Consider the following 21,315-nt stretch of genomic DNA (forward strand, 5'->3'; position numbering starts at 1 on the left):
ATAAAAATCTGAGTATTATATGCCGCCGTTGCCTAGACACAGGCAACAACCGAAAAGATGGGTCGTTAGCTCAGTTGGTAGAGCAGTTGACTTTTAATCAATTGGTCGCTGGTTCGAATCCAGCACGACCCACCACTTCTTTTCAAGCTTCAAATGATGGGTCGTTAGCTCAGTTGGTAGAGCAGTTGACTTTTAATCAATTGGTCGCTGGTTCGAATCCAGCACGACCCACCATCATTTAAGCTGCTATACTATTTTTTCGTTAAATATATATTGTGTCATTGAATGGGTCGTTAGCTCAGTTGGTAGAGCAGTTGACTTTTAATCAATTGGTCGCTGGTTCGAATCCAGCACGACCCACCATTCTCTCTTCTACACTTCTCAATTAGCGTTAATCTAAAGCCAACTCCTAGTAGCCTATTTTCAAAGTCGCCAATGTGTTTTCATGCACGTTAGTGTCTTCACCCAAGCTGCTCTTTTCACGCAAACTGCCTGATAGCCTAAGTCTGAAATCCAATTCAACTTTTAGCGGCGCTATACCACAACGAGTTATTGTTCATTGTACTCATTGCGTTGGCTCTTTAGACCTTCTTTATTAAAGCCTCCTTGATCTCAAAATTTCTGATCTTAGTAATCATAGTGATAATTAAAACGACTTGTGCGTTTAGTAGCAGACGTTAATAGCGGACAGCTTACAGCGTTAAAACTTTTTATTGCGCTATTGTTGATCATGTAGTGTGTAATTTTTATGACACTTGGGTATAATCGCGACCCTTGTCGCAATTGAGATGTAGGTAAATGTCAGTAGCATTTCGTGTGGAGCAGGTGGATTACCCGTTCCCAGCAAAACCACAGCCATTATCAGAAGTACGTAAAGCCGAGTTAAAGGCAGAAATAAAAGCCTTACTCAAGGCGCGTAACGCCGTGCTTGTAGCCCATTACTACACCGACCACGAAATTCAGGCATTAGCTGAAGAAACCGGTGGTTGTGTTGCCGACTCTTTAGAAATGGCGAGATTTGGGCGTGACGCAGAAGAACAAACTCTGATTGTAGCTGGCGTTCGCTTTATGGGCGAAACGGCTAAAATACTCAGCCCTGAAAAAACAGTGCGCATGCCTACCCTAGAGGCAACATGCTCCTTAGACATCGGTTGCCCAGCAAAAGAATTTAGTGAGTTTTGCGACCAGCATCCAGACCACACAGTTGTTGTGTATGCCAACACCTCTGCTGCAGTAAAAGCGCGTGCTGACTGGGTAGTAACCTCAAGCATAGCGTTAGAAATCGTAGAGCACCTCGACAGTCAGGGCAAAAAGATAATTTGGGGCCCAGACAGACACCTAGGTGCATACATAGCCAAGCAAACCGGTGCTGACATGCTAATGTGGCAGGGTGAGTGTATTGTTCACGATGAGTTTTCTGCGCAAAAGCTTAGCGACATGAAAGCCCTTTATCCCAACGCCGCAGTGTTAGTGCACCCAGAGTCGCCAGCCAGTGTTGTAGACATGGCAGATGCAGTTGGCTCAACAAGCCAGCTGATTAAAGCATCGCAAGAAATGGACAATGACACCTTTATTGTCGCTACCGACAAAGGTATTTTCTACAAGATGCAGCAGTTAGAGCCAAATAAGACGTTTATTGAGGCTCCAACGGGCGGTAACGGCGCTACGTGTAAAAGTTGTGCTCACTGCCCATGGATGGCAATGAATGGGTTAGAGGCGATTAAGGCGTCGTTAACCGAGGGAAGTGATGGACATGAAATTTTTGTGGATGACTCACTTCGCACTGACGCGCTTATTCCACTTGATCGCATGCTACAATTTTCAGCTGAACTGAAAGCAAAGGGCGGCCTGTAGTAAATAGTCTGTTTTATAAGCATTTGCATAGTTATTTTAAGCAAGTTCTTGATAATAGCCGCGGGTTTACCTACTATACGCGCGCTCAAGGAATTTCACTGTTGAAACGTCCTTGATAAAAAATTTGGAGAGGTGGCTGAGTGGCTGAAGGCGCACGCCTGGAAAGTGTGTTTAGGGTTAAACCTAACGAGGGTTCGAATCCCTCTCTCTCCGCCAAATAGCATCGAGGCCTTGCATGACGCAGGGCCTTGTTGTTTCTAGGGTTTAGAGAATCGACCTTGCGGACCAACTGGTACAAAAGGTTGGTACAAATGAGTAAGATGAGTTCTCCGTTCAAGCATCCCAAGTCAGGTACATACTATCTTAGAAAAGGTGTTCCCCATCACCTAATTCCCATCATTGGGAAACGTGAGTTTAAGCAGTCATTACGTACTAAAGATTTACGTGAAGCAAAAAAGCGAATAATCCCATTATTGGCTGATATTGATGAGCAATTGGACCATGCAGAGTTAATGCTTAAAGGTAAGGCTACCCAAGAACTATCCCTGCGAGACTGTCAGCTAATTGCTAACCGTTGGTATGTTTCTGCACGAGAAAAGGTCCAAAGAACAGACAGCTTTGATAATTCTCTTGTCTATCATAACGGTGAAAATGAAGGCCTTCGTCGCGGTTCCTCACAAGGGATGGACTTTGATATCAATAGAGACCCTCATTGGTTTGGTTTTACAGATACACTCTCGCTGTAAGGCTCAGAAGTACTGAGAGCGTCTACCTCAGAGTTACAAGCGTTTGCCAAAGAGTTGTCTCAGTTCATTGACCCACAATTGAAGCTAGAAGGCTTATGTATTCCTCATTCGAGTACTTCATATATTAATTTAGCCAAAGCTTTTCACCGCCACTTGATTGATTTAGAAAAGCTATGTTTGAGTCGTCATAGAGGGAATTGGGGCCATGAGCCAAGAGATATGTCACTTGCCCATGAACCACTTTATGTGACCGCTGAAAGTGAGTCTTCAGCTAGTAATACGTTTGGTATAGAGAACAGTATATCTAACATCTATGAGCATTGGAGAGCCTCAGATTTACTTCAGAACAAAGATAATCAATCTAGGTTAAAGACACTAGATGAAACAAAAGCTAAGGTTGAGCGTTTTGTATCAATACTTGGTGATAAGGATATCGCAAGTATCTCAAAGAGTGACATAGCTAAGTATAGGGATACGTTATTACAGCTCCCCAAAAATAGGACGCAAGCTGTCAAGAGTATGCCTATACCCATACAAATTAGATTTGCTGAAACTAGTGGTGCAAAGCTTTTATCGCCAAAGACAGTGGCAAATGCAATAAAACAGATATCCCCTGTATTCACATACGCGGTAGAACTGGGACTAATTTCCTTTAATCCTACATTTGGTGTATCCGTTAAGAATACTCAGAAAAAGACAGAAGCTGATATTACTGGTAGAGGATATTCAAATCACGACATTACTAAGCTATTTTCTGATGAATTATTTATAGACTCATCTCTCAACCATACATATGGGCTAGCGTGTTACTGGATTCCTCTTCTTTGTAGGTATACGGGTGCTAGATTGTCTGAAATTGCGCAGTTAGATCAATCTGATGTAGGGTGCGACGAGAACGGTATTCATTATTTAAATATTCGTAGGGGTGAAGGTCAGAGCATCAAGACTGATTCCTCTTTAAGGCATATTCCAATACCTGAACATATTCTAGAGCTAGGCTTTTTAGAGTTTGTTGATAGAGCAAAGGGAAGGTTGTTTTCAGGTCTCACTTCTGGCACATACGGCAAGTATTCAGGAGCGTTTAGTAAATGGTGGAGTGCTAAAGTTAAAACAAAAGGTATTGCTATCAGTCAACCCACACACGCCTTTAGACATGCCTTTAAGACAGAAATGAGAGTCTTAGGTGTTTCAGATAGTGTGAGTGATTCAATTACAGGGCATGCAGCAAAATCTGAAGGTGGCCGCTACTGCGGTCCTGTACCATTAAAAGCCAAAAAGGAAGCTATTGATAAGCTCCCTAAACTAAACCTCGATAGAATTTATTGACAACATTTGGTAGTGAGGGGGGAGGGGGCGAGGTGTCCCCTTTGACTACGATTGCGTCGTCTCGTTATATCCATTTAAAACGTAGTTTACTTTTCACTGTATCTCGAAGATAAGTGTCTTATCGCTGGATTTTATGTTTGCGCAATTTTCTAGAGAGTGGACATGTATTATGCTTTAGTATAATTTCGTATCTCTGCTTTTGATCGCAATACACTGCGTTTCAAACATCATAAGACGACTAAAAGGAATTAATATGTCTTACGTTTATCTTGTGCTTAATTGGTTATTTGGTGTCATTTTCTTTCTGCTTGGTATTGTAACTGTTTTCAGTGCTCCTGTATCTGGACTAGCTTTGCTTCTTATGTCAACACTACTTATACCTCCTGTGAGAGACTTTGCATTCTCTAAAACGCATATTTCAATCCCAGTAAAGATAAGGGCAATTTCACTTATAGCTCTCTTTTTTATTACAGGCTACTTCTCTACAGAAATGCTCAGAGAGTCTTCAAGAGAGCGTCAAGCAGAGCGAGAACTAGCGCAAAGTATAGCTGAGGCTAAGGCAAAACAAGATACGATTGATTATTTTGAAAAGCATCGAAACTCCATCATGAATGAAGCAAATACAGCATTCGACAATGGAGAGTATAGTGCCGTGAGTAACATGCTTTTCCAATATGTTCTAACTGGTGACACAGAAGTTCAAGAACTTCACCGCATGGTCAATGTTGCTCTAGAGAAAAAAAGAATTGAAACGGCGACTGAAAGTATTCTGAGTAAACTAAAAAAACTTCCAGCAACGAGGCTAGAAGAAAATCGTGATCTTTATGAACAGCTTGTAAAGATGCATCCTGAAAATACACTATATTCTTCCAAGTTTGAACAGTACGACAAGCGTTTTGGTGAAGCAGAACGACTACGTAAAGCAAATCAAAAACGAGCAGACCGCATACAAGCACAATTTAATGCATGGGATGGCTCACACAGAGCGCTAGAGTATGTTATTAAAAAAAGTATGCACAACCCAGATAGTTATGAGCACGTAGAAACGACCTTTTCAGATAAGGGGGACCACCTCATCGTGCAAACAGTTTATCGCGGTACAAATGGATTTGGAGCGATAGTGAAGAACTTTATCAGGGTTAAAGTTACTTTAGATGGTCAGCTACTTGAAGTTATTGACAAGACCTAGCAAAAAGAGAAATGAAGGGACTCTTCTTAAAACATACTCTACGTTTTAGTACGGTGAAACTGTAGGGGTATTAAACTGTTGTGTACATATTAAGAGTCCCTGTTGTACACATGTGTACACTTAGGCTTTAACTCATGTCCAGCCCTTATATACCATGGCTTTAGGGTGATGATTAATGTTGATTAAAACCTATAATCTTCTAATTGCGACTTCTCGTATTCATCGCTTTCCTGTAAATACTGCTCATCTTCAGAGTAGCCATGATCCTGTTCCCACTTGGCTTTCTTAGTGATTGTGACACCAAGGCCTCTCCCCCTAACAGCCTTACGCAGTGCCTCTCTGAAGATACCATCGCCGTAATTATCAATATGCTTCAATAGGTCTGCTTCAAGGGCAGCAGTGCGATATTTGATAACGTCTTGATCATCTTCAATTGGAAGCTCTTTACCAGAGTAGGCATCAGCTAGACGTCTTATCCGCGGTACTCCTTTTGAGTCCCATGCGCTCTTAGTGAGGTCGTACTTAGATTCTAAGCGAGGCCTAAGCATGAGTATGAGCTTAACAACATCAATGGACATATCACACGCGTCATCACCTAATGCTTCACTACAGGCTTTCAGAGCCTTCTGTACATGGTTGGCATGACCTCTACTACAGGTGAAAAGGGCTTGAAGGTCAGAAACGCTTAACTCAAACTTACGCTGTATTAGTAGAGACCTAAAGATTGACTGATTTACTTCTGCTTTAGACACCCCCACGCCATGACCTTGGTTCATAGCTTGAGCCTCTATGAATGCCTCTTGGTAGGTGCGATTCTTGACTAGATTAGCTTTAACTTTAAGGTAACTGTCTGGGTGCTTCTTGAGGTAAGCAAGGCAAGCTTTAGTCCTATGGAATCCGTCCACAACATATAGCTTCCCATCGACTTCAAACACAACGATTGGGAGCTTTATTTCTCCACCATTTAGTAGGTCATCTAGTATGTCCTTGTCTTGCTCCTCTTGTTTCTTTATCTGCGCCTCTCTCGCCTTATTGTTCTTGATGAGCTCAGGGTCACGAGCCTGCATATAACGGTCTAAGATTAGTTCTCTAGGGTCTAAGTCAGTAAAGCTACTATCTGACATGTATTGGTTCATTAAGCGTTCTCAGAGGCTGCTAGAGCCCGTTGTACTGTTGATAATGACACACCTACCTCAGAGGCAATCTTACGAAGCGATACACCTTCTGAACGCAGTGTGTGGATGCGCAGGTGGTTGGATTTATTAACTGGACGTCCACGATACTTGCCAGCTTGCTTGGCTTTCTCTATGCCTTCCTGACGTCTCTCTTGAATCATTGATAGCTCAAACTGGGCAACAGCTCCTAACATGCTTAACATCAGGTCAGACATAGCATCAGACCCACCAGCATTGAAGCACAGAGCTTCTCTATGGAACTTTACGTTAATACCGTCTGAGTTCCATTGGGTTACGAGTGTCTTGAGGTCTACGAGGTTTCTAGCGAGCCTATCAATACTATGAACATGGACGGTATCACCCTCTCTAGCATATTCCTTAAGGTCTTCTAGTGCTGGACGGTTAGTAGTACCACCACTACAGCGGTCAATGAATTGCTTCTTGAAAGAGAGTCCAGAGTCTGACAACTGACGGTCTGTGTTTTGGTCTGTAGTAGAAACCCTAATGTATGCTAAATCAGCCACTTCCTGTACCTGTTTGATTCTAAGAGGTGGTGGATAATGATGTGTCCATAAATAAAAGTCAATACAAATAGGTACATGATAGTGATTTGATGACTATACCTGTTTGGGTATACCTAGTGGGTATTATATTGAAAGTCAGGGATATTAGCCTTGCACTACTTATGTAGTGAAGAAATTTACGTTAATGTAAGCTGCTGAAAAGGAATTAAACAAGGAGGAGCCCAATGTCAATTTCAGAATCTACAGGAAATCTCATTGATACTTTAACTCATTTAGTAAAAAGCAGAGTGAGTTCTAAGTTTGGTAGTGCTTTTTTGTTTTCTTGGCTGATATTTAACTGGGAGTTTTTATACTTCTTATTGTTAGGTGACCATACAGTCGAGCGTAAGTTAAATTACATAGAGCTGCACTTTCTTTCATTCCATGATGTATTGATTTATCCCATTATAGCTTCATCTGTTTACATAATCTTGTTTCCTGTTCTATCTGAGTCATCAGAATTTTGCTGGAATTCCATTCAACAATACATAAGCCGTAAAGCTAGCATGAAACTTGAAGGAAAAATCCCGTTAGATGAGGATGACAAAAGAAGGATATATAACTTAATTAGGCAAACTGAATCTAAGTATCGCGACATCATAGTGGAAAAGGACAAAGAAATAGCTACTCTTCAAGCTGTAATTGTTGACGAAACGGGCAGTGCAAAATGGAAAGACTTCGAGAAAAACGTTCAAGAAGACGATAGGAAATCAGAGATTCCCGTTAATATAGATGCATACAGTGATATTGTGAGACCCATTGTTCAGAGTGAAGACGGACGGTACCTTTTAACTAATTGGCTTGCTGACCAGTTTGGGCTCAACAAAGACAATAGCCTCCATAAGCAAGAGCTCAACGAAGCCTATACTATCTTTCAGAGCATCATCTTAGAACTTCCAGAATCATGGAGACCTAAAGAGTTAAAAAGCGCTATCCCTTTAGACAATAGGGTTTTTAATAAAGATAAATCAAATGCTATGGCGCTAAAGTTTGTACCTAAGGATTTACTTTCAAAATCCATTAAGAATGATGCGTTAATTTATAATTTGACTGAGAGATCGCTAGGTGCACTTGAAGATATATTTATTAAAATATCGAATCAATCACAAAATGAAAATTAAGCAGAACATTTACGCTTATGATACTAGTACAAAAAGCTGGTACAAAAAGCGTTGTTGATGTATGTTTAAGCTGTTGTTTAATATTGATTTTATATTGGTCTCGCATTTACGAGGGTTCGAATCCCTCTCTCTCCGCCATATTGATACGGAAGTGGGCACCAATTTGGTGTCCATTTTTTGTTTTGAAATTAGGCTAATTAACTTTTCGTTCTGTCCTGTAATTTTGATCCTCGTACGCGACACCTCCATCTTGTCTACTACGGCCAGCAGGTAAGACTTTATTAGCTCTTCATCTCTATTTTCAAAAAATGCAGCTTTAAGGTGTTTTAAAAATTCATTAGTTTTTGTTCTTCCAAATTTTAAAATAGGTAACTCAGACGCCCGTTTTACATCGTTTAATTCTTGCTCTAATGTTTCATGTTGCCTTTTTAAAAGGTTCATGTGATTTTCAAAATACTCATCTACTTTAAGCTTACTCTCACTAACTTGGTCCCACAGATTAAATATCTTGTTGTCGATTAGTTGCTTTTTCTTTGATATTGATGTGACTTTGCCCTTGTTTTTTGTTTTCAACTCCTTGTACACTTTTGTTACCAACTCTTTAATTAACTCTATTCTAGAGCTGTTAAATATCTCTTTAACTAAAGTATCAAGTATCGCGTCCTCAATTTCTTTCTTAGCGAAATTAGGGCTGTCAGCACAAGTACCAATTATTACTTTATTTCGACATTTGTAATATTCGTACTTACCAGATTTACCAGTAATAATGCGATAATTAGCACCGCAGCATTTGCAAGTTAATATTCCTGTTAATAAAGATTTAGAACGAATGCCTTTGGATTCAGTATTTGAAGGTCGTCTAGCCTCCATCTTTTCCTTAATTAAATCAAAAAGATCTTTTTTAATTATGGATGGTACGTTAATGATTATTCTTTCTGTTACTTTGGTATTTTCTTTGATTTGGAAAACAAGATCACCATAATAAATTGTATTGGTGAGTATTCTGTGAACATCGTTCGAGGTCCAAGCTTTGTTCTTCTTATACATCCCTTTATTATTTAATTCTTTTGCAATGTTTATTACTCCAAACGCTTTTCCTTTAGTTCCTGTGCTTGCAAGTTCAAATATTTTACTCACAACTTCAGCTTCATTTGGTTCTATGACTAAAGTTCGTCTTTTCTTATTTCCATCCAGTTCAGGGCAATCTATTGCTTTGTATCCGAATGGTACAACTCCGCCAGTGTAATAACCTTTTCTTGCAGTTTCTCTAAGTGCATCTTTTACTGTTTTTGAGTTTTGTCTACTTTGGTGTTCGTTTACTGTACCTATGATGTTTTTTAGAAGAAAGGCGAGGTCATCGTCCTCAGGGAGTTCTTCTCGGACGGAGAAGAGCTTTACTCCAGCCCTTTCCAGTCTCTCTTCCGCTGTTAGGCGTATTATCTGGTTACGGGCAAATCTAGAGAAGTTGTAAACTACGATTCCGTCTATATGGTCTTTATTTGCAACAGACTCCTCTAACAAAAGATCAAATTGTGGTCGATTACCAGAAAAAGCTGAAACGCCTTCATCTACGAAATCTTTGACAATTTCGTGACCATTTCGTTCTGCCCATTCTGTTATTGCGTTAAACTGGCTGTCTAAAGAGTCTCCCTCTTCTACTTGTCTCCCAGAGCTAACGCGTCTGTAGCTATATATTCTCATTTTATATTCCTTCTAGGTGCAGGATTCAATACTCCTTATTTTTGCCTTCACTAACTACTATCATCTAGGTCTGTTTCGATTTCTGATTTCAGAATATTCTCAATAAGAATTCGTAAGACCTGCTCCTCATCTTTTGACAAATTCGTACCTATAAAAGATTCATTAAGTGAAACTTCTACGGATGTTGTAGTGTCAAGAGTGATTTTAATTTTCACTTTGATTAAATCAAATAACAGAGAAGCAGTAGGATAATAAAGACGAAATGTAGGTCATTTTGAAACCTCCCAAAATTTTTAGTTAAAATTCAAGGAGCGCTTAGAGCATTGATTTTTAAGAAGTAAAGCCAAGTTTTTCTAGGTTTTACGACTCAATAAAATGCACTGAACGCAACAACCTAATTTTAGTTTAGTAAGGTTTTAATATGTCGCAAGTAAATATATTAATATTTTTCTTGAGTCTAAAGCTTAATCAGACCTCAAAAATAACGAAAAACACCAAAATAATATTGTAAAAAAGCATTATTGATGACGAATTATGACGTTATAGTGTTTTTATTCACTATAATGTGAGTGTTCAGGAACAAAATTGGAGATTGACATTTTTATGGATCTATATAGAAAAAATAATGGCGCTATCTTAAAAATAATAGGCAACCGATTCTTACAGGCACGTCTTAATGAAGGAATAGAGCAACGAGAATTGGCAGATAAGGCTGGCGTAAATGTTTCAACAATTCAGAATTTGGAAGGCGGTAAGCGAAGCGTTGGTATGTTGAAGGTACTGGCTGTAATGCGTGCCTTAGGTAAGTTACATGAGATAGATAACTTTATGCCAGAGCCACCAATTAAGTCATCCTCTTTGTTAACAAAAAGAAATGAGAAGCGTAAGCGCGTATCAAAACATAAAAGCAGAGAAGAACAAGCTACGGGGTTTGAATGGAAAAAAACGATTTAATAATTATTTAGAGATAGTGGAAGTAATTGCAAGATTAATTAGTGATTGTTTGAGTCTTCGCAAATAAGGCAATCAGTTACAATGCCACAATGTCTCCAATTAACATTGAACGACCACCACAATAATATTTATAGTGGAAGAGATAACTGTAAACTTTAAGGCTCCTCTAGTAAGCGATATTTTTTCACCCATACAACGTTTTAATAACGTCCGTAATGTAAAGTGGATGCTCAGAACATTCGGCAACGAAAATTTTTCAGTCGTCGGATGAACTAATTTAGCTAGATTTGGATGGTTATTTATTTCATCAACTCTACATTTCCCTGAATACAATTTGTAGTTTACTATATTAGTGAATTTATTATGGTTTTATTATAAGATTCAATAGGATAATAGAGTAGGGAGACTAAATTTGGTTCAAGTTCCTCCGCACACGGCGATTTCCTCTTGTAGTGGATATATATATCAAGGAAAGATTGCATTGATGCATTGCTTAAAGCTAATGGAAAACCTTGGTAACGACGCGCGTAGCTTTAAATTGGAAATAGAAAGTCTTGATGATTTTGCGATCAAAAATCTTGATGGCTCTTATCGCTCTATGCATCAAGTTAAAGCAAAAAAAGCAACGAGATTTAGTTCATATAGTGGTGCGTTTGATGACCAACGTGACACAGCACAACAAAAAGGTATTGCCGAAGCATATTTTCATGTGGCGAAAGAAATTGAAGATTTACCTGACGATTATGAAGACGATTACGATCCAGTAAAGCTATATCAGTACAAATCATCTCAAGGCAATGAAAGCTCGTTTTGTCAACTCGACGAAGTAGATACATGGAACAATCAGCAGGTTGCTAAAACTTATCGAACCCTTGGACAACCAGAATATAAATACACTGATTCAAGCTATATAGAAAAAACTAGGTTGATTTTAGAAGATTTGATAATTAAGCACATAATTCACGTGCATCACAAAATTATCGAATGCAAAAACCCAGCAATTACTGACAGACACATTGCTCAGTTATCCGATATATCGTTTGATAGTTTCTTTGAAGTTATGGTCGTTCAAAATATGAACAGTATAGACAGCGAGGAATACTTTCATTGGTTTCTAATTAAAAAGATCGGAGAGTATTTTAATGACTTTTGTATAGAAGAAGTTGAAGCTGGTAAATTAGCAGAAGAGGATGACAAGTTAGTTATCCTAAACAACTATCTATCTCATATTAATATCTTAGATGTGGCAGATTTAAGAACATTCATTCAAGGCGTTATGCCTCATAGAAAAGCATCATTTAGATCTTTAGATGAGTTAGTAGATAATACTATAAATTCAGAGGATTTTAGATATGGACTTTTAGAGGTATTTAAAGAGCTTATAAGAGCTGAAGTAAACTATAAAAGTCCAACAGACCCACTATTTTTTTGGAGTAAAAATAGCGAACTGTATTACCCAACGGCCATTACTTTAGGGAATAGCCTTTCAGAAAAGCTTTGTACAGACATTGTAAGGAACTCTTTAGACCAATCTGTAGACTTTCTATATGAATCTGGAAGTCTTATTACCTCGGATATCACTAAAGGTTCAATATTTTCCACTCTTGCAATTGGTGCATTCTCCGAAAATGAAGAGCAGGACTCTATGAAGCATCACAAGATTAATGAAGCAAAAAAAATATCTCTCATTTCTTTGAATGACGCGAAGGGAATTATAAATGATTGAGTTTATGGAAGAATTATTCAATATCTACGGCTATGAAAAAATCGCTGATCAAAAGTTTTTTTTCTTTAAGTCGAAATATATTGAAGACTATTGGATTGTTATAGATGGTAATCCAGAAAAGTTGGATCATGACGCTCAATCGAAGTTGCTCTATGACTGCAAAACCTACTGTTCAAGTAACTCTATGGAAAAGAATACAAACTTACTTCTTTTATGGAGAGTTGACACAGTAGAACGTTCTACTTTATCTAGATTGAATTTATTAGAAGAAGACCTTTATTTTTTTAAAAAACACGTATTGTATTATACCGAAAAGGAGATTGATGATTTTAAAAATGAAGTTCATGAGAATGGTATAGAGCAACTTTTCACCAAAGGTTTATTATCGTCTGAGATCTTTAATAACTATAAAACAAACAGAGACAGCTGGGAAAACCTTCTCTATAAAATTGCAATCAAGCTCACTTTTTTGCCAATTCCAGATGGTGAATCAGGTGACATTACCCAGTTATACGACTCGCATGATTTCCTGCTTTCTAAAAATGAAGAGTTATCCAAACTTGATACAATTGTTTCGGCACTCAAGAATAAAGTTCTAGATTTGCCAGGAGAACAGCTTTTAGAACTATTAGTAACGAAAAATGAAGGCGAACAGGATGTTTAAGTTAGATAAACTAAAAATTAAAAACTTTAAAGTTTTTAAAGAATTCGAGTTAAATTTTACATCGAGCCACTTATCGTTATTGGATGGCCCTAATGGATTCGGGAAAACCTCATTTTATGATGCATTAGAACTGCTTTTTCTTGGCAAAGTTCAAAGATACATTGATATTGAAAATAAAACTCATTATGGGAAAAAGCAGAAGAAGAAGTATCCACTACTAAATAATCAAGCAGAGTCTTTCGATGACCTTCTTGTTGAATTGAGCGTTACAACTGAAAAGGGGGATAAGGTAGTTTTAAAAAGAGGAGCGAGCTGCTCTTCACTATGGGAATTAAAAAGTATTTCTGAAGCAACTTTTGATTTTAAAGTTTTAAAAAATGGTGAACCTATTAACTTTGAAAATGAAAGTGAAATTTTGACGAAGTTGCTGGGTAAAAATTATAAAAGAAACTACGGGCTGTTCCATTATATCGAACAAGAGGAAAATACGGCTCTTTTAAAAACAAAGGCTACAGATAAGCAACAGAAGATTGATCACCTTTTCGACGTCTCTGAATATCGAGCAAAAATTGAAAAAATTGAGCAAATTAGAAAATCTATCCAACCTTTACAAACTCCGACTATAAAAACCAACCTTCGTCAAATGGAACAGGAAATTATTGATTTAGAAAAGTCTTCGACACCTGCCGACGTAAAGCAAACAAAGTTTTTCAAATTATTAGAGGTGTCTGAGCAGCCTTGGGATCGTGAAGAGATCGTATTTACCCCTGGTAATTTTAGTAATTGGGTTGGAGAAAATGGAGACTTATTAAAGATAAAAAATTTAATAAGAATAGAACCAGAATTAAGGGCTATAGAATACAACAGAAAACTACAACAGGAACTCTTTTATAAAGGTAAAGCTCCTTCGATAATGCTGCGATATGGGATGTTTTTAGACGACATTCCTCAATTTAAAAAGCATAATTCGATTTTTGAGCAAGCGAAGGAGGTTGTTGCTCAAATGGAAAAAGGTGCTGTATTTGTGATTAAGAACCGCATAGTTCCATCAAATACGCTAAATCAACTTTTGTCAAAGCCAGTTGATACTGAGGAAATGTTAAATAAAAGCGCAGAAATTAACGACAGCTTTCTAGTTTCAAACAAGGCAAATGAGCGCCTTAGTTCGCTTCTAAATAACAGAGAACAGCTTAAAAATGCTTATAAAGCTCATTTTGAAAATCTCAACGAGACTCCACATGAATGCCCAATGTGCGGCCACGACTGGATGACCGCCGAAGCTTTGTTTCAAAGTTTTGATGAGCAAAAAGCAGCTTTGGACTCCCTATTGGATGCGAACGGTAAGTTAATTCAATCCGCCATAAATGATTTTGAAAAATCTTATATGCGAGTCATAAAAGAGCAGACATTAGAGATAATAAAAAATTACGAAGACAGCATTGAGTTCAAACAAGCGATATGTAAACTCAGTGAGTCTCAAGTTAAGCAGCTGAAATCATTAAAAGAGGTGTATAACAGTAAGGGGATTTTACTTGATGACCTCTATGCTAAGAGCTTTAGCTTAGCTGAACCCTTAAAAATAGAAGAGTTAGAAAATAGAGTTCTTTTAAGTTTTAAACCTGTATCAGAAGACTTGATTCTTCCTGAGTTGGAAGACACTTTTAATGTGATTCTAAAAAACCAGTTAGAACAGTTAAAGCTTCTAACAGAAGAAAAAATAGACGACAAAATTGCTTATATAAATTATAAATTCAATGAATCAAAGACTAAAGAAGTTCGCCGCCGCCGCCAAGAGTTAATGGAAAGAAAAGAACAATTTAAAAAGGCGAGCGATTATTATTCTAAATTAGGCGACTTAGTTAAGGTGTACAAAGAAAATGTCAGTGAGTACATAACGTCCATTAGTAAATCTATTGAAATTCTATTTCATATTTATACAGGGAGGTTATTACAAAACTTTCAAAATGGGTTGGGTATTTTCATAGAGTCTGACGGAAAATCGGTTTCGTTCACAGAAGATCCAGACTCTAATCACGATGTCATCTACTCCATGAGTTCAGGGCAGCTTTCTTCATTAGCAATTGCTTTTACGATTGCTCTAAATCACAAGTATGCCAAAAATAAACTACTTCTTATAGATGATCCTGTTCAAACGATGGATGAGATAAACGTAGCTGGTTTTATTGATTTACTGAGGCATCAATTTAAAGATAGACAAATTTTGATTTCGACACATGAAGATCATACTTCAAGCTACTTTAGATATAAGTTTAGTAAAGCTGGATTATCTCAAGAAAGAATAAATTTTAATGCGATAACTAAAGCTGCGTTGGAAAAAGGCTTTTAAATTTCTTGTCCGTATTAACTGTTTACTCTTAGGGTATCAGAAGGTTTAGATTTCCCTGATACCCTAAAAAACTTACGTTACTGATTAATAGGAAGTTTTATTTTGATTGTCCAGTGCCCACATTCATCCCTTTTGGCCCGCCAAATAATCTTGAAGGCTCCGTTTCTGTGAAAAGAACGGGGCCTTTTTGTGTCTGAACAACCTTGGTTTATAAACAACCAAAAAATAAAAATCCCCTCACAGATTTCAAACGTAAATTCCTAGTATTATTAGTTTTATTGTTATCCGTAAAGGGGTTTAGTGAAATGCCAGAGGGTCCAGAAATTCGTCTTGCTGCAGATAAAATTGCTAAGGTTATTGAAGGTCAGCAGATAGAAGATATAGAAGTTGGTTTGCCTCACCTAACTCAAGGCGCTGCCAAGCTTAAAGGCCAACGGGTTGAGCAGGTAGAGACGAGAGGTAAGGCCATGCTTATTCATTTTGATAATCAGCTTTCGGTTTACTCTCATAATCAACTTTATGGCGTTTGGATGAACGCAAAAAGAGGCGAGTTACCTGCTACCAAGCGTTCCCTGCGATTAGCGCTACACACCAAGGAGAAGAGCGCATTGCTTTATAGTGCATCCGATATTGGTATTTATCAGCCTGAGGAGCTTCTCGTCCATCCATTTTTGACAAAGATTGGCCCAGACATACTTCAGAAGAATTTAAAGTGGCAAACCCTCAGTAAACGACTGCTTTCAGCGCGCTTCTGCAACCGCAGTTTAAGCGCGCTGTATCTCGACCAGCATTTTGTAGCGGGTATTGGTAACTATTTGCGAAGTGAAATACTGTTTGCCGCAGGCGTGCATCCTGACTATAAACCGAAGCAGTTAACCTCAGCGCAAATAGAGGCACTAGCCAAACAAACCATAGCGGTAAGTAAGCGAGCGTATAAAACAAGAGGGCATACAGTGCCAACGAGTATGGCCACCGCGCTTGCAAAAGCCAAGGGAAGCTATGAAAGCGTTCGGTTTATGGTGTTCAATCGCGAGGAACTTCCATGTAGAGAGTGTGTTACTCCAATAATTAAAGGGCAGCGGAATGGACGCCGGATATACTGGTGTGAAAGCTGTCAGCCATTAATCTAGTTGAATTACCTTATCCTAAAAAACCGGAAAAGGTATTACTTGGCAAACAGCGCAGTAACCCTTTTCATTCGCGCTTTATTTGCACCTAGGTCGGACAACCCAAGCCGTGATGCCGACCTAAAGTCAATTTTCGTTTTATTACTTTGTGCTTGTGATAGTAAAAACTCAACATCATCGACAAAGCCAAATAATTGCGACCTGAACTCCACCCTCAAGTAATTATCTCGTTCTTCAACTACGGTGGTTCGAGGTAGTGAATGTATAACGCTAAGCAACTTTTCCTTTGCGTCTGCCCTTGCACCGCTGAATAGAATTGGTGCCATATCGCCAGAGCCATTGTTCATACTGCTAATGCAGTTAGGAGTAACAGGACAGTCTTTAAGTGATTCACCGCTTATACCCAGCTCTGGCGGAGTAACAGAGCAGCCTACAAGCACTAACGAACAAAGTAATAAATACCGCTTTTTCATCATTTCTCTTTTTATATAAATATCACGCCCCATTGTTACACATTAGCACAAGTTTTCCTCTGCATATGCTGTTTGCTCATCAAAAGGCCATAAATGAGGTAAGTGCGTTTCGTTTTGTATCCATCAAGAACGGCGTATCGATATAAAAAATTAACAATCTTTTTTGAGAATACGAATTCTAGCATTGCGAACACTAATAAATTTCCTGATCTTAATTATCAACAGGTGCACTAAGTAGTACAATTGCGCGGTCTTTTCATCATTCGTTAGTAGAGCTGTAAAATGAAAATCTTTATAAACCTTATTCGCAACTTACTCGGTGCCATCATTGCGTTTTTCGATGTTATTACCCGCGGCACTAAACTAAAGCGTTCGCCAGAAAAGCAAGTGCAGGTGGCTGAAGAAAGTCAGAAATTAGCGTTGTACCAATTCTTTGGTTGCCCTTTCTGTATCAAAACGCGCAGAGCAATGTATAAATACAATGTACCCATTCAAAAGCGAAATGTTTCCGAAGGTTCGCCGTATAGAGAAGAGTTGTTACAGGGCGGCGGAAAAATTCAAACACCATGCCTTCGCATCGAAAATGAAAAGGGCGTTGAATGGATGTACGACTCTAAAGCAATTATTGGTTACTTAGAAGAGCGCTTTGTTGAAGCAAAATAACCGAATTGTTAATTACGCTGTCTAAGATGACAGCGTTTTTTTATTTTGAGGTTGCCACGCGGTTTCTACCCCCATGTTTTGCGTTGTACACGGCCTCATCTGCACGTTTTATTAGTGCATGGATATTGTGATCTTCGGTGAGTGTTGCTATGCCTATGCTGCAGCTTATTGAACATTCGCTTTGTAATAAAAGCGGCGAAAACGATGATAATGCAGAAATGTTTTTTCTTATCCGCTCGGCCAAATCTTTGGCTTGTTGCTCATTAGTTTGAGTTAATACAATAAGAAACTCTTCACCGCCGTAGCGGCCAACATAATCAGTTTGCCTGCATGTTTGTGTGAGGGTGTCGGCTATCATCACTAGCACATCATCACCAAACTGATGTCCATAGCTGTCGTTGATCTTTTTAAAATAGTCTACGTCTAGCATAAGTACTGAACATAGTTGGTTGTGACGTTCACACTGACTAATTTCATTTTCTAAGTGTTGCAATATAGCCCGTCTATTGAGAATAGAGGTTAAGGGGTCGGTGTTAGCCTGAATATGAAGCTCTCGTGTACGTTCTTCTATCTTTGCCTCCAGCGTAAGGTTAATCTCTTTTAGTTCTTCTTGCGCGTTCAGCAGCTCCTTATTGCGCTGCGCCAGTAAAGCGGAGCTGGGAAGCGCAACAATGGTAGGTGTAAGCTTCCATAATGCCAACGCGGTCACCGCTGAAATTATTCCTGTAATGAGCTTTGCCAGGCCTTCGATAAAGTAATATCCGTGCCAGATATTTACTAGCCCTAAAAAATGCGTAATGCCACAAAAGCTGATAAAGCCAGCAAAGAGTAAAAAAAGGCGATCAAACTTTAAATCATCTCGTTTACGAACGATATGTATCAGCGCAATGGGGATCAATGCGTAAGATGTTGCAGTGAGCGCATCACCTGCTACATGTAGAAACAGCAAATCCCAACGCCACAACAGACAGTGTCCGTGTGGCATAAAGCTACCGTTGAAAATGATTTCGAGCACTACACTCTCCCTTTATTAAAACTACACACTGTCATCAATAAAGAATGATGATGTTCATAGCGGTGAAATTTATCAGTGCGACGGCGTCAACGTGCAGGCACTCAATGAGTTTTCCTCACTTACATAGTAGTTCATGCTTCTGATGCGTAAAGTTTATTGGTTAAGAATTCGGCTAGGAAGCGCTGCAAGGAAGGCCAAGGAAGAAGCCCTCAAATTGGGCTTTTCAACTGTTTATGTAGCTTGACTATAAAGACTGTCGGTAAAGATTGGAGATGCTGTTGGCTATGCTGTGATTTAAAATTCAATGTCATACAGACTGCTGAGCCAGGCTCTTAAAATAGGCTTTTAAAATAAGGCCTTGAACTAAAACTTTGAATAAAGTGATTGAAGTGCCTATGGTCTATTTTACCCAAACAGCTATTCTTCTACGAAGAACAGCTGTAATGAGAAATGCCGCCCGCGCCAAAAAACTCTCTAGGGCGCAACCGGTAATACTGACTTTGCGCATGTTCTGACTGTTCTTCGTATGGCTTGGTAAGCATGTCTTGCAAAGCGTGAATGCGGTCAAAGTTGCCCTCTTCTGCCTCTTTATACGCTGGCACAACGAACCATTCACGCCACGTAAACTTTGGGTTGGTAAGCTTCATTCTTCTCGCGCATTCGTCAACATTATCTGACTCTTTACCTGTCTCTTCAGACGACTCTGCAAGCTGTGCTCGCCAATTTTGAATCCACTCATTCCATTGAGCAACCATATCCTCTTTTAGTGGTGCGTAAAAACTCGTCGTTAGCGCTTCAACATCACTAGGAAGGTGAGATAGCTCTCTAAAAAAGTGGTTATAGTCTGCACCCGTGCGCATCATTAAGTGTAAAAGTTGAAGCAGTAGTTCATTATTATAAGCCGCAAGCCCCAGTTTTGCTGCCCACATGGCGTTCATTTTTTGCTGCATAACCGAGGCGAAATTTTCGTTTATATTGCGTAGTGCCTCTAGCTCCTGCGACGTGTCGGTGAGCAATGGCTCAATTGCACGGCAAAACATGCCGAAGTTCTTTTCTGCTGCAACGGGCTGATTAAGGAATGAGAAGTGGCGACCTCCACCCGTCCATGGTTGGTAAGCGGGGTCGAACAGTTCACAAAACCCAAACGGTCCGTAATCCAGTGTATAACCTCCCGCCGCGCAATTATCGCTGTTGAAATTACCTTGGCAATAGCCCACTCGAACCCAGTGCGCCACAAGCGATGTGAGTCTGTCTTGAAACGCAGTAGCAAGAGCGACTAACTGAGCTTCAAATGGCTGGCTCGTATCAATATCAAGCTTATACTCACGCTCAATTAAGTGTTCAACCAGCAGTTTTAGCTCCTGCAAAGCCAAAGGATGTTGATTGCTTCTCGCCCGTCTTCCGAAAAGCTCTAGTTGACCTACTCTTATAAATGAAGGAGCAACGCGGGTTGATATGGCCACGAGGTTTGGCACCATCACTTCGGGATCTTGGGAGTTCGACCCCTCCAAATACCAAGGTCTGTCTACCGTTTCCGACTGAGACATAAATAAGCTGAGGGAACGAGACGTAGGAACACCTAGTGCGTGCATATGCTCTTGTACTAAAAACTCTCTCACACTGGAGCGCAATACCGCTCTGCCGTCTGCGCCTCGGCAATATGGTGTTCTTCCTGCGCCCTTTAACTGCATTTCATAGCGCTTTCCGTTATTTACGGTCTCCAATATAGAAAGGGCTCGCCCATCTCCATACCCATTGCCCGTTGAAAATGGACATTGCTGGACATATTCAGTGCCATAGATTGACAGCGCATAGCCGGTAGCCCATCCATGAGGCTTGATCTCAGAGGGTAGTGAAGACATATCACCAGAAAACAAACGCATAAATTCAGGGGTGCGTGCCAAGCTATTATCAAACCCCAATTCTTCAAAGAAAGTGTGGCTATGAGCGACATACTTCGGGTTAGCTATTGGGGTGGGCGTTACCGGTACATAATGGCCTGAGAATACTTGCCTCGGGTTGTGCTCACTGCCGTCTGCTGTGGCATCTGGGTCCATAACAAGGCTGTTGAGAAAGGAGTAATCAAGGTGTTTTGCAAGGTCGCTCACGGTTTGAATGGGTTGCTGAGTTTTATCCTGTTGATCATCTAACATTGGCGCCTCTTTAAAAACGTTTGATTTGAACGACATGCTACTACAAATGTATTGAAAGACACATCAGTAGTGCAAAACAGAGGTCGCGGTACTCTATACGTGAGTAGATATCCGAAAGTGCAACGGGTAAATATCTTCTGCGATAAAAGCATCATCCAACGGTAATAATTAGCGATACTTTCTAACGGTGCTATTTTAGGGCTGGGGTACAGTATTTTATCAACAGCCATTTGCACTATGCTCATACGCATCACAATAACGTGTTTCACTTGTCGCTATTACTGGCAGAGTTTTATACATTTTAGGTCTGCGCTATGAAAAACATATCTTTTGCTCACAACGTTTTCGATGGAGTCATTCTTCTCCTTGGTGTAACACTATGCAGTAAACTTCTTCAATACAGTGTTCTTAGTTATTTAAACCTCCCGTTTTCTATTAACCCTATGTCTTTTATTGGTGAGGCCGACTTAGCGTTAAATGCCTCTTCTCTTTCAAAGTATACGTACATTTTTTTCGAC

At 39.4% G+C, this 21,315-nt stretch carries 17 protein-coding genes and 4 tRNA genes; 15 read left to right on the top strand and 6 right to left on the bottom strand.

Annotated features, from left to right (window positions below; all coding sequences use genetic code 11):
- Positions 1-59 precede the first annotated feature (59 nt).
- The 8 genes from O9X84_RS02320 to O9X84_RS02355 all read left to right on the top strand — a co-directional run bounded on the left by O9X84_RS02320 (position 60) and on the right by O9X84_RS02355 (position 5,115).
- A tRNA-Lys gene (locus O9X84_RS02320) sits at positions 60-135 on the top strand.
- A gap of 23 nt (positions 136-158) precedes the next feature.
- Positions 159-234, top strand: a tRNA-Lys gene (locus tag O9X84_RS02325).
- 53 nt (positions 235-287) lie between these two features.
- A tRNA-Lys gene (locus O9X84_RS02330) sits at positions 288-363 on the top strand.
- Positions 364-798: 435 nt separating this feature from the next.
- Complete coding sequence (nadA, locus tag O9X84_RS02335; protein ID WP_269517916.1) at positions 799-1,854, top strand: quinolinate synthase NadA; 1,056 nt, start codon at positions 799-801, stop codon at positions 1,852-1,854.
- Between the two features lie 126 nt (positions 1,855-1,980).
- Positions 1,981-2,070: transfer RNA gene (locus O9X84_RS02340), tRNA-Ser, on the top strand.
- 95 nt (positions 2,071-2,165) lie between these two features.
- Entirely contained in the window at positions 2,166-2,600 is a 435-nt protein-coding gene (locus O9X84_RS02345; RefSeq protein WP_269517917.1) for a DUF6538 domain-containing protein, read from the top strand.
- 78 nt (positions 2,601-2,678) lie between these two features.
- The gene (locus O9X84_RS02350) at positions 2,679-3,926 is read left to right on the top strand and encodes a site-specific integrase (protein WP_269517918.1); all 1,248 of its coding nucleotides are present in this window, start codon (positions 2,679-2,681) and stop codon (positions 3,924-3,926) included.
- Between the two features lie 253 nt (positions 3,927-4,179).
- Positions 4,180-5,115 (top strand): hypothetical protein, encoded by a 936-nt coding sequence (locus O9X84_RS02355; RefSeq protein WP_269517919.1) that lies wholly within the window; start codon positions 4,180-4,182, stop codon positions 5,113-5,115.
- Positions 5,116-5,297: 182 nt separating this feature from the next.
- Here O9X84_RS02355 and O9X84_RS02360 read toward each other — a convergent pair whose 3' ends face one another.
- Entirely contained in the window at positions 5,298-6,239 is a 942-nt protein-coding gene (locus O9X84_RS02360; RefSeq protein ID WP_269517921.1) for a ParB/RepB/Spo0J family partition protein, read from the bottom strand.
- A gap of 11 nt (positions 6,240-6,250) precedes the next feature.
- Entirely contained in the window at positions 6,251-6,814 is a 564-nt protein-coding gene (locus O9X84_RS02365; protein ID WP_269517922.1) for a recombinase family protein, read from the bottom strand.
- Between the two features lie 224 nt (positions 6,815-7,038).
- On the opposite strand from O9X84_RS02365, the gene O9X84_RS02370 reads away from it, so the two are divergent.
- Complete coding sequence (locus O9X84_RS02370; RefSeq protein ID WP_269517923.1) at positions 7,039-7,974, top strand: hypothetical protein; 936 nt, start codon at positions 7,039-7,041, stop codon at positions 7,972-7,974.
- A gap of 15 nt (positions 7,975-7,989) precedes the next feature.
- Here O9X84_RS02370 and O9X84_RS02375 read toward each other — a convergent pair whose 3' ends face one another.
- Positions 7,990-9,675: a recombinase family protein gene (locus O9X84_RS02375; protein WP_269517924.1), complete on the bottom strand. Its 1,686-nt coding sequence runs from the start codon at positions 9,673-9,675 to the stop codon at positions 7,990-7,992.
- A 585-nt stretch (positions 9,676-10,260) separates the two neighbouring features.
- On the opposite strand from O9X84_RS02375, the gene O9X84_RS02380 reads away from it, so the two are divergent.
- The 5 genes from O9X84_RS02380 (at position 10,261) to nei (ending at position 16,496) form a co-directional block, all read left to right on the top strand.
- Complete coding sequence (locus O9X84_RS02380) at positions 10,261-10,629, top strand: helix-turn-helix domain-containing protein (protein ID WP_269517925.1); 369 nt, start codon at positions 10,261-10,263, stop codon at positions 10,627-10,629.
- Positions 10,630-11,041: 412 nt separating this feature from the next.
- Complete coding sequence (locus tag O9X84_RS02385) at positions 11,042-12,355, top strand: ABC-three component system protein (RefSeq protein WP_269517926.1); 1,314 nt, start codon at positions 11,042-11,044, stop codon at positions 12,353-12,355.
- Complete coding sequence (locus tag O9X84_RS02390; protein ID WP_269517928.1) at positions 12,348-13,019, top strand: ABC-three component system middle component 1; 672 nt, start codon at positions 12,348-12,350, stop codon at positions 13,017-13,019. The genes O9X84_RS02385 and O9X84_RS02390 overlap by 8 nt, the downstream gene beginning before the upstream one ends.
- Positions 13,012-15,366 (top strand): ATP-binding protein, encoded by a 2,355-nt coding sequence (locus O9X84_RS02395; RefSeq protein WP_269517929.1) that lies wholly within the window; start codon positions 13,012-13,014, stop codon positions 15,364-15,366. Before O9X84_RS02390 ends, O9X84_RS02395 begins: the two co-directional genes overlap by 8 nt.
- A 305-nt stretch (positions 15,367-15,671) precedes the next feature.
- Complete coding sequence (gene nei / locus O9X84_RS02400) at positions 15,672-16,496, top strand: endonuclease VIII (RefSeq protein ID WP_269517930.1); 825 nt, start codon at positions 15,672-15,674, stop codon at positions 16,494-16,496.
- 35 nt (positions 16,497-16,531) lie between these two features.
- Here the strand turns inward: nei and O9X84_RS02405 are convergent, their stop codons facing one another.
- Positions 16,532-16,966, bottom strand: coding sequence for a DUF1499 domain-containing protein (locus O9X84_RS02405; protein WP_269517931.1), 435 nt, complete (start codon positions 16,964-16,966; stop codon positions 16,532-16,534).
- A gap of 282 nt (positions 16,967-17,248) precedes the next feature.
- On the opposite strand from O9X84_RS02405, the gene O9X84_RS02410 reads away from it, so the two are divergent.
- Positions 17,249-17,629, top strand: coding sequence for a glutathione S-transferase N-terminal domain-containing protein (locus O9X84_RS02410; RefSeq protein ID WP_269517932.1), 381 nt, complete (start codon positions 17,249-17,251; stop codon positions 17,627-17,629).
- 40 nt (positions 17,630-17,669) lie between these two features.
- Here the strand turns inward: O9X84_RS02410 and O9X84_RS02415 are convergent, their stop codons facing one another.
- Both O9X84_RS02415 and O9X84_RS02420 read right to left on the bottom strand, forming a co-directional pair.
- Positions 17,670-18,644 carry a GGDEF domain-containing protein gene (locus O9X84_RS02415; protein ID WP_269517933.1) on the bottom strand — a complete coding sequence of 325 codons (975 nt, stop codon included), beginning with the start codon at positions 18,642-18,644 and terminating at the stop codon, positions 17,670-17,672.
- A gap of 425 nt (positions 18,645-19,069) precedes the next feature.
- Complete coding sequence (locus tag O9X84_RS02420; protein WP_269517934.1) at positions 19,070-20,797, bottom strand: protein adenylyltransferase SelO; 1,728 nt, start codon at positions 20,795-20,797, stop codon at positions 19,070-19,072.
- Between the last annotated feature and the right edge of the window lie 518 nt (positions 20,798-21,315).

The sequence above is a fragment of the Alteromonas sp. BMJM2 genome (assembly GCF_027257845.1).
Classification (GTDB): Bacteria; Pseudomonadota; Gammaproteobacteria; order Enterobacterales; family Alteromonadaceae; genus Alteromonas.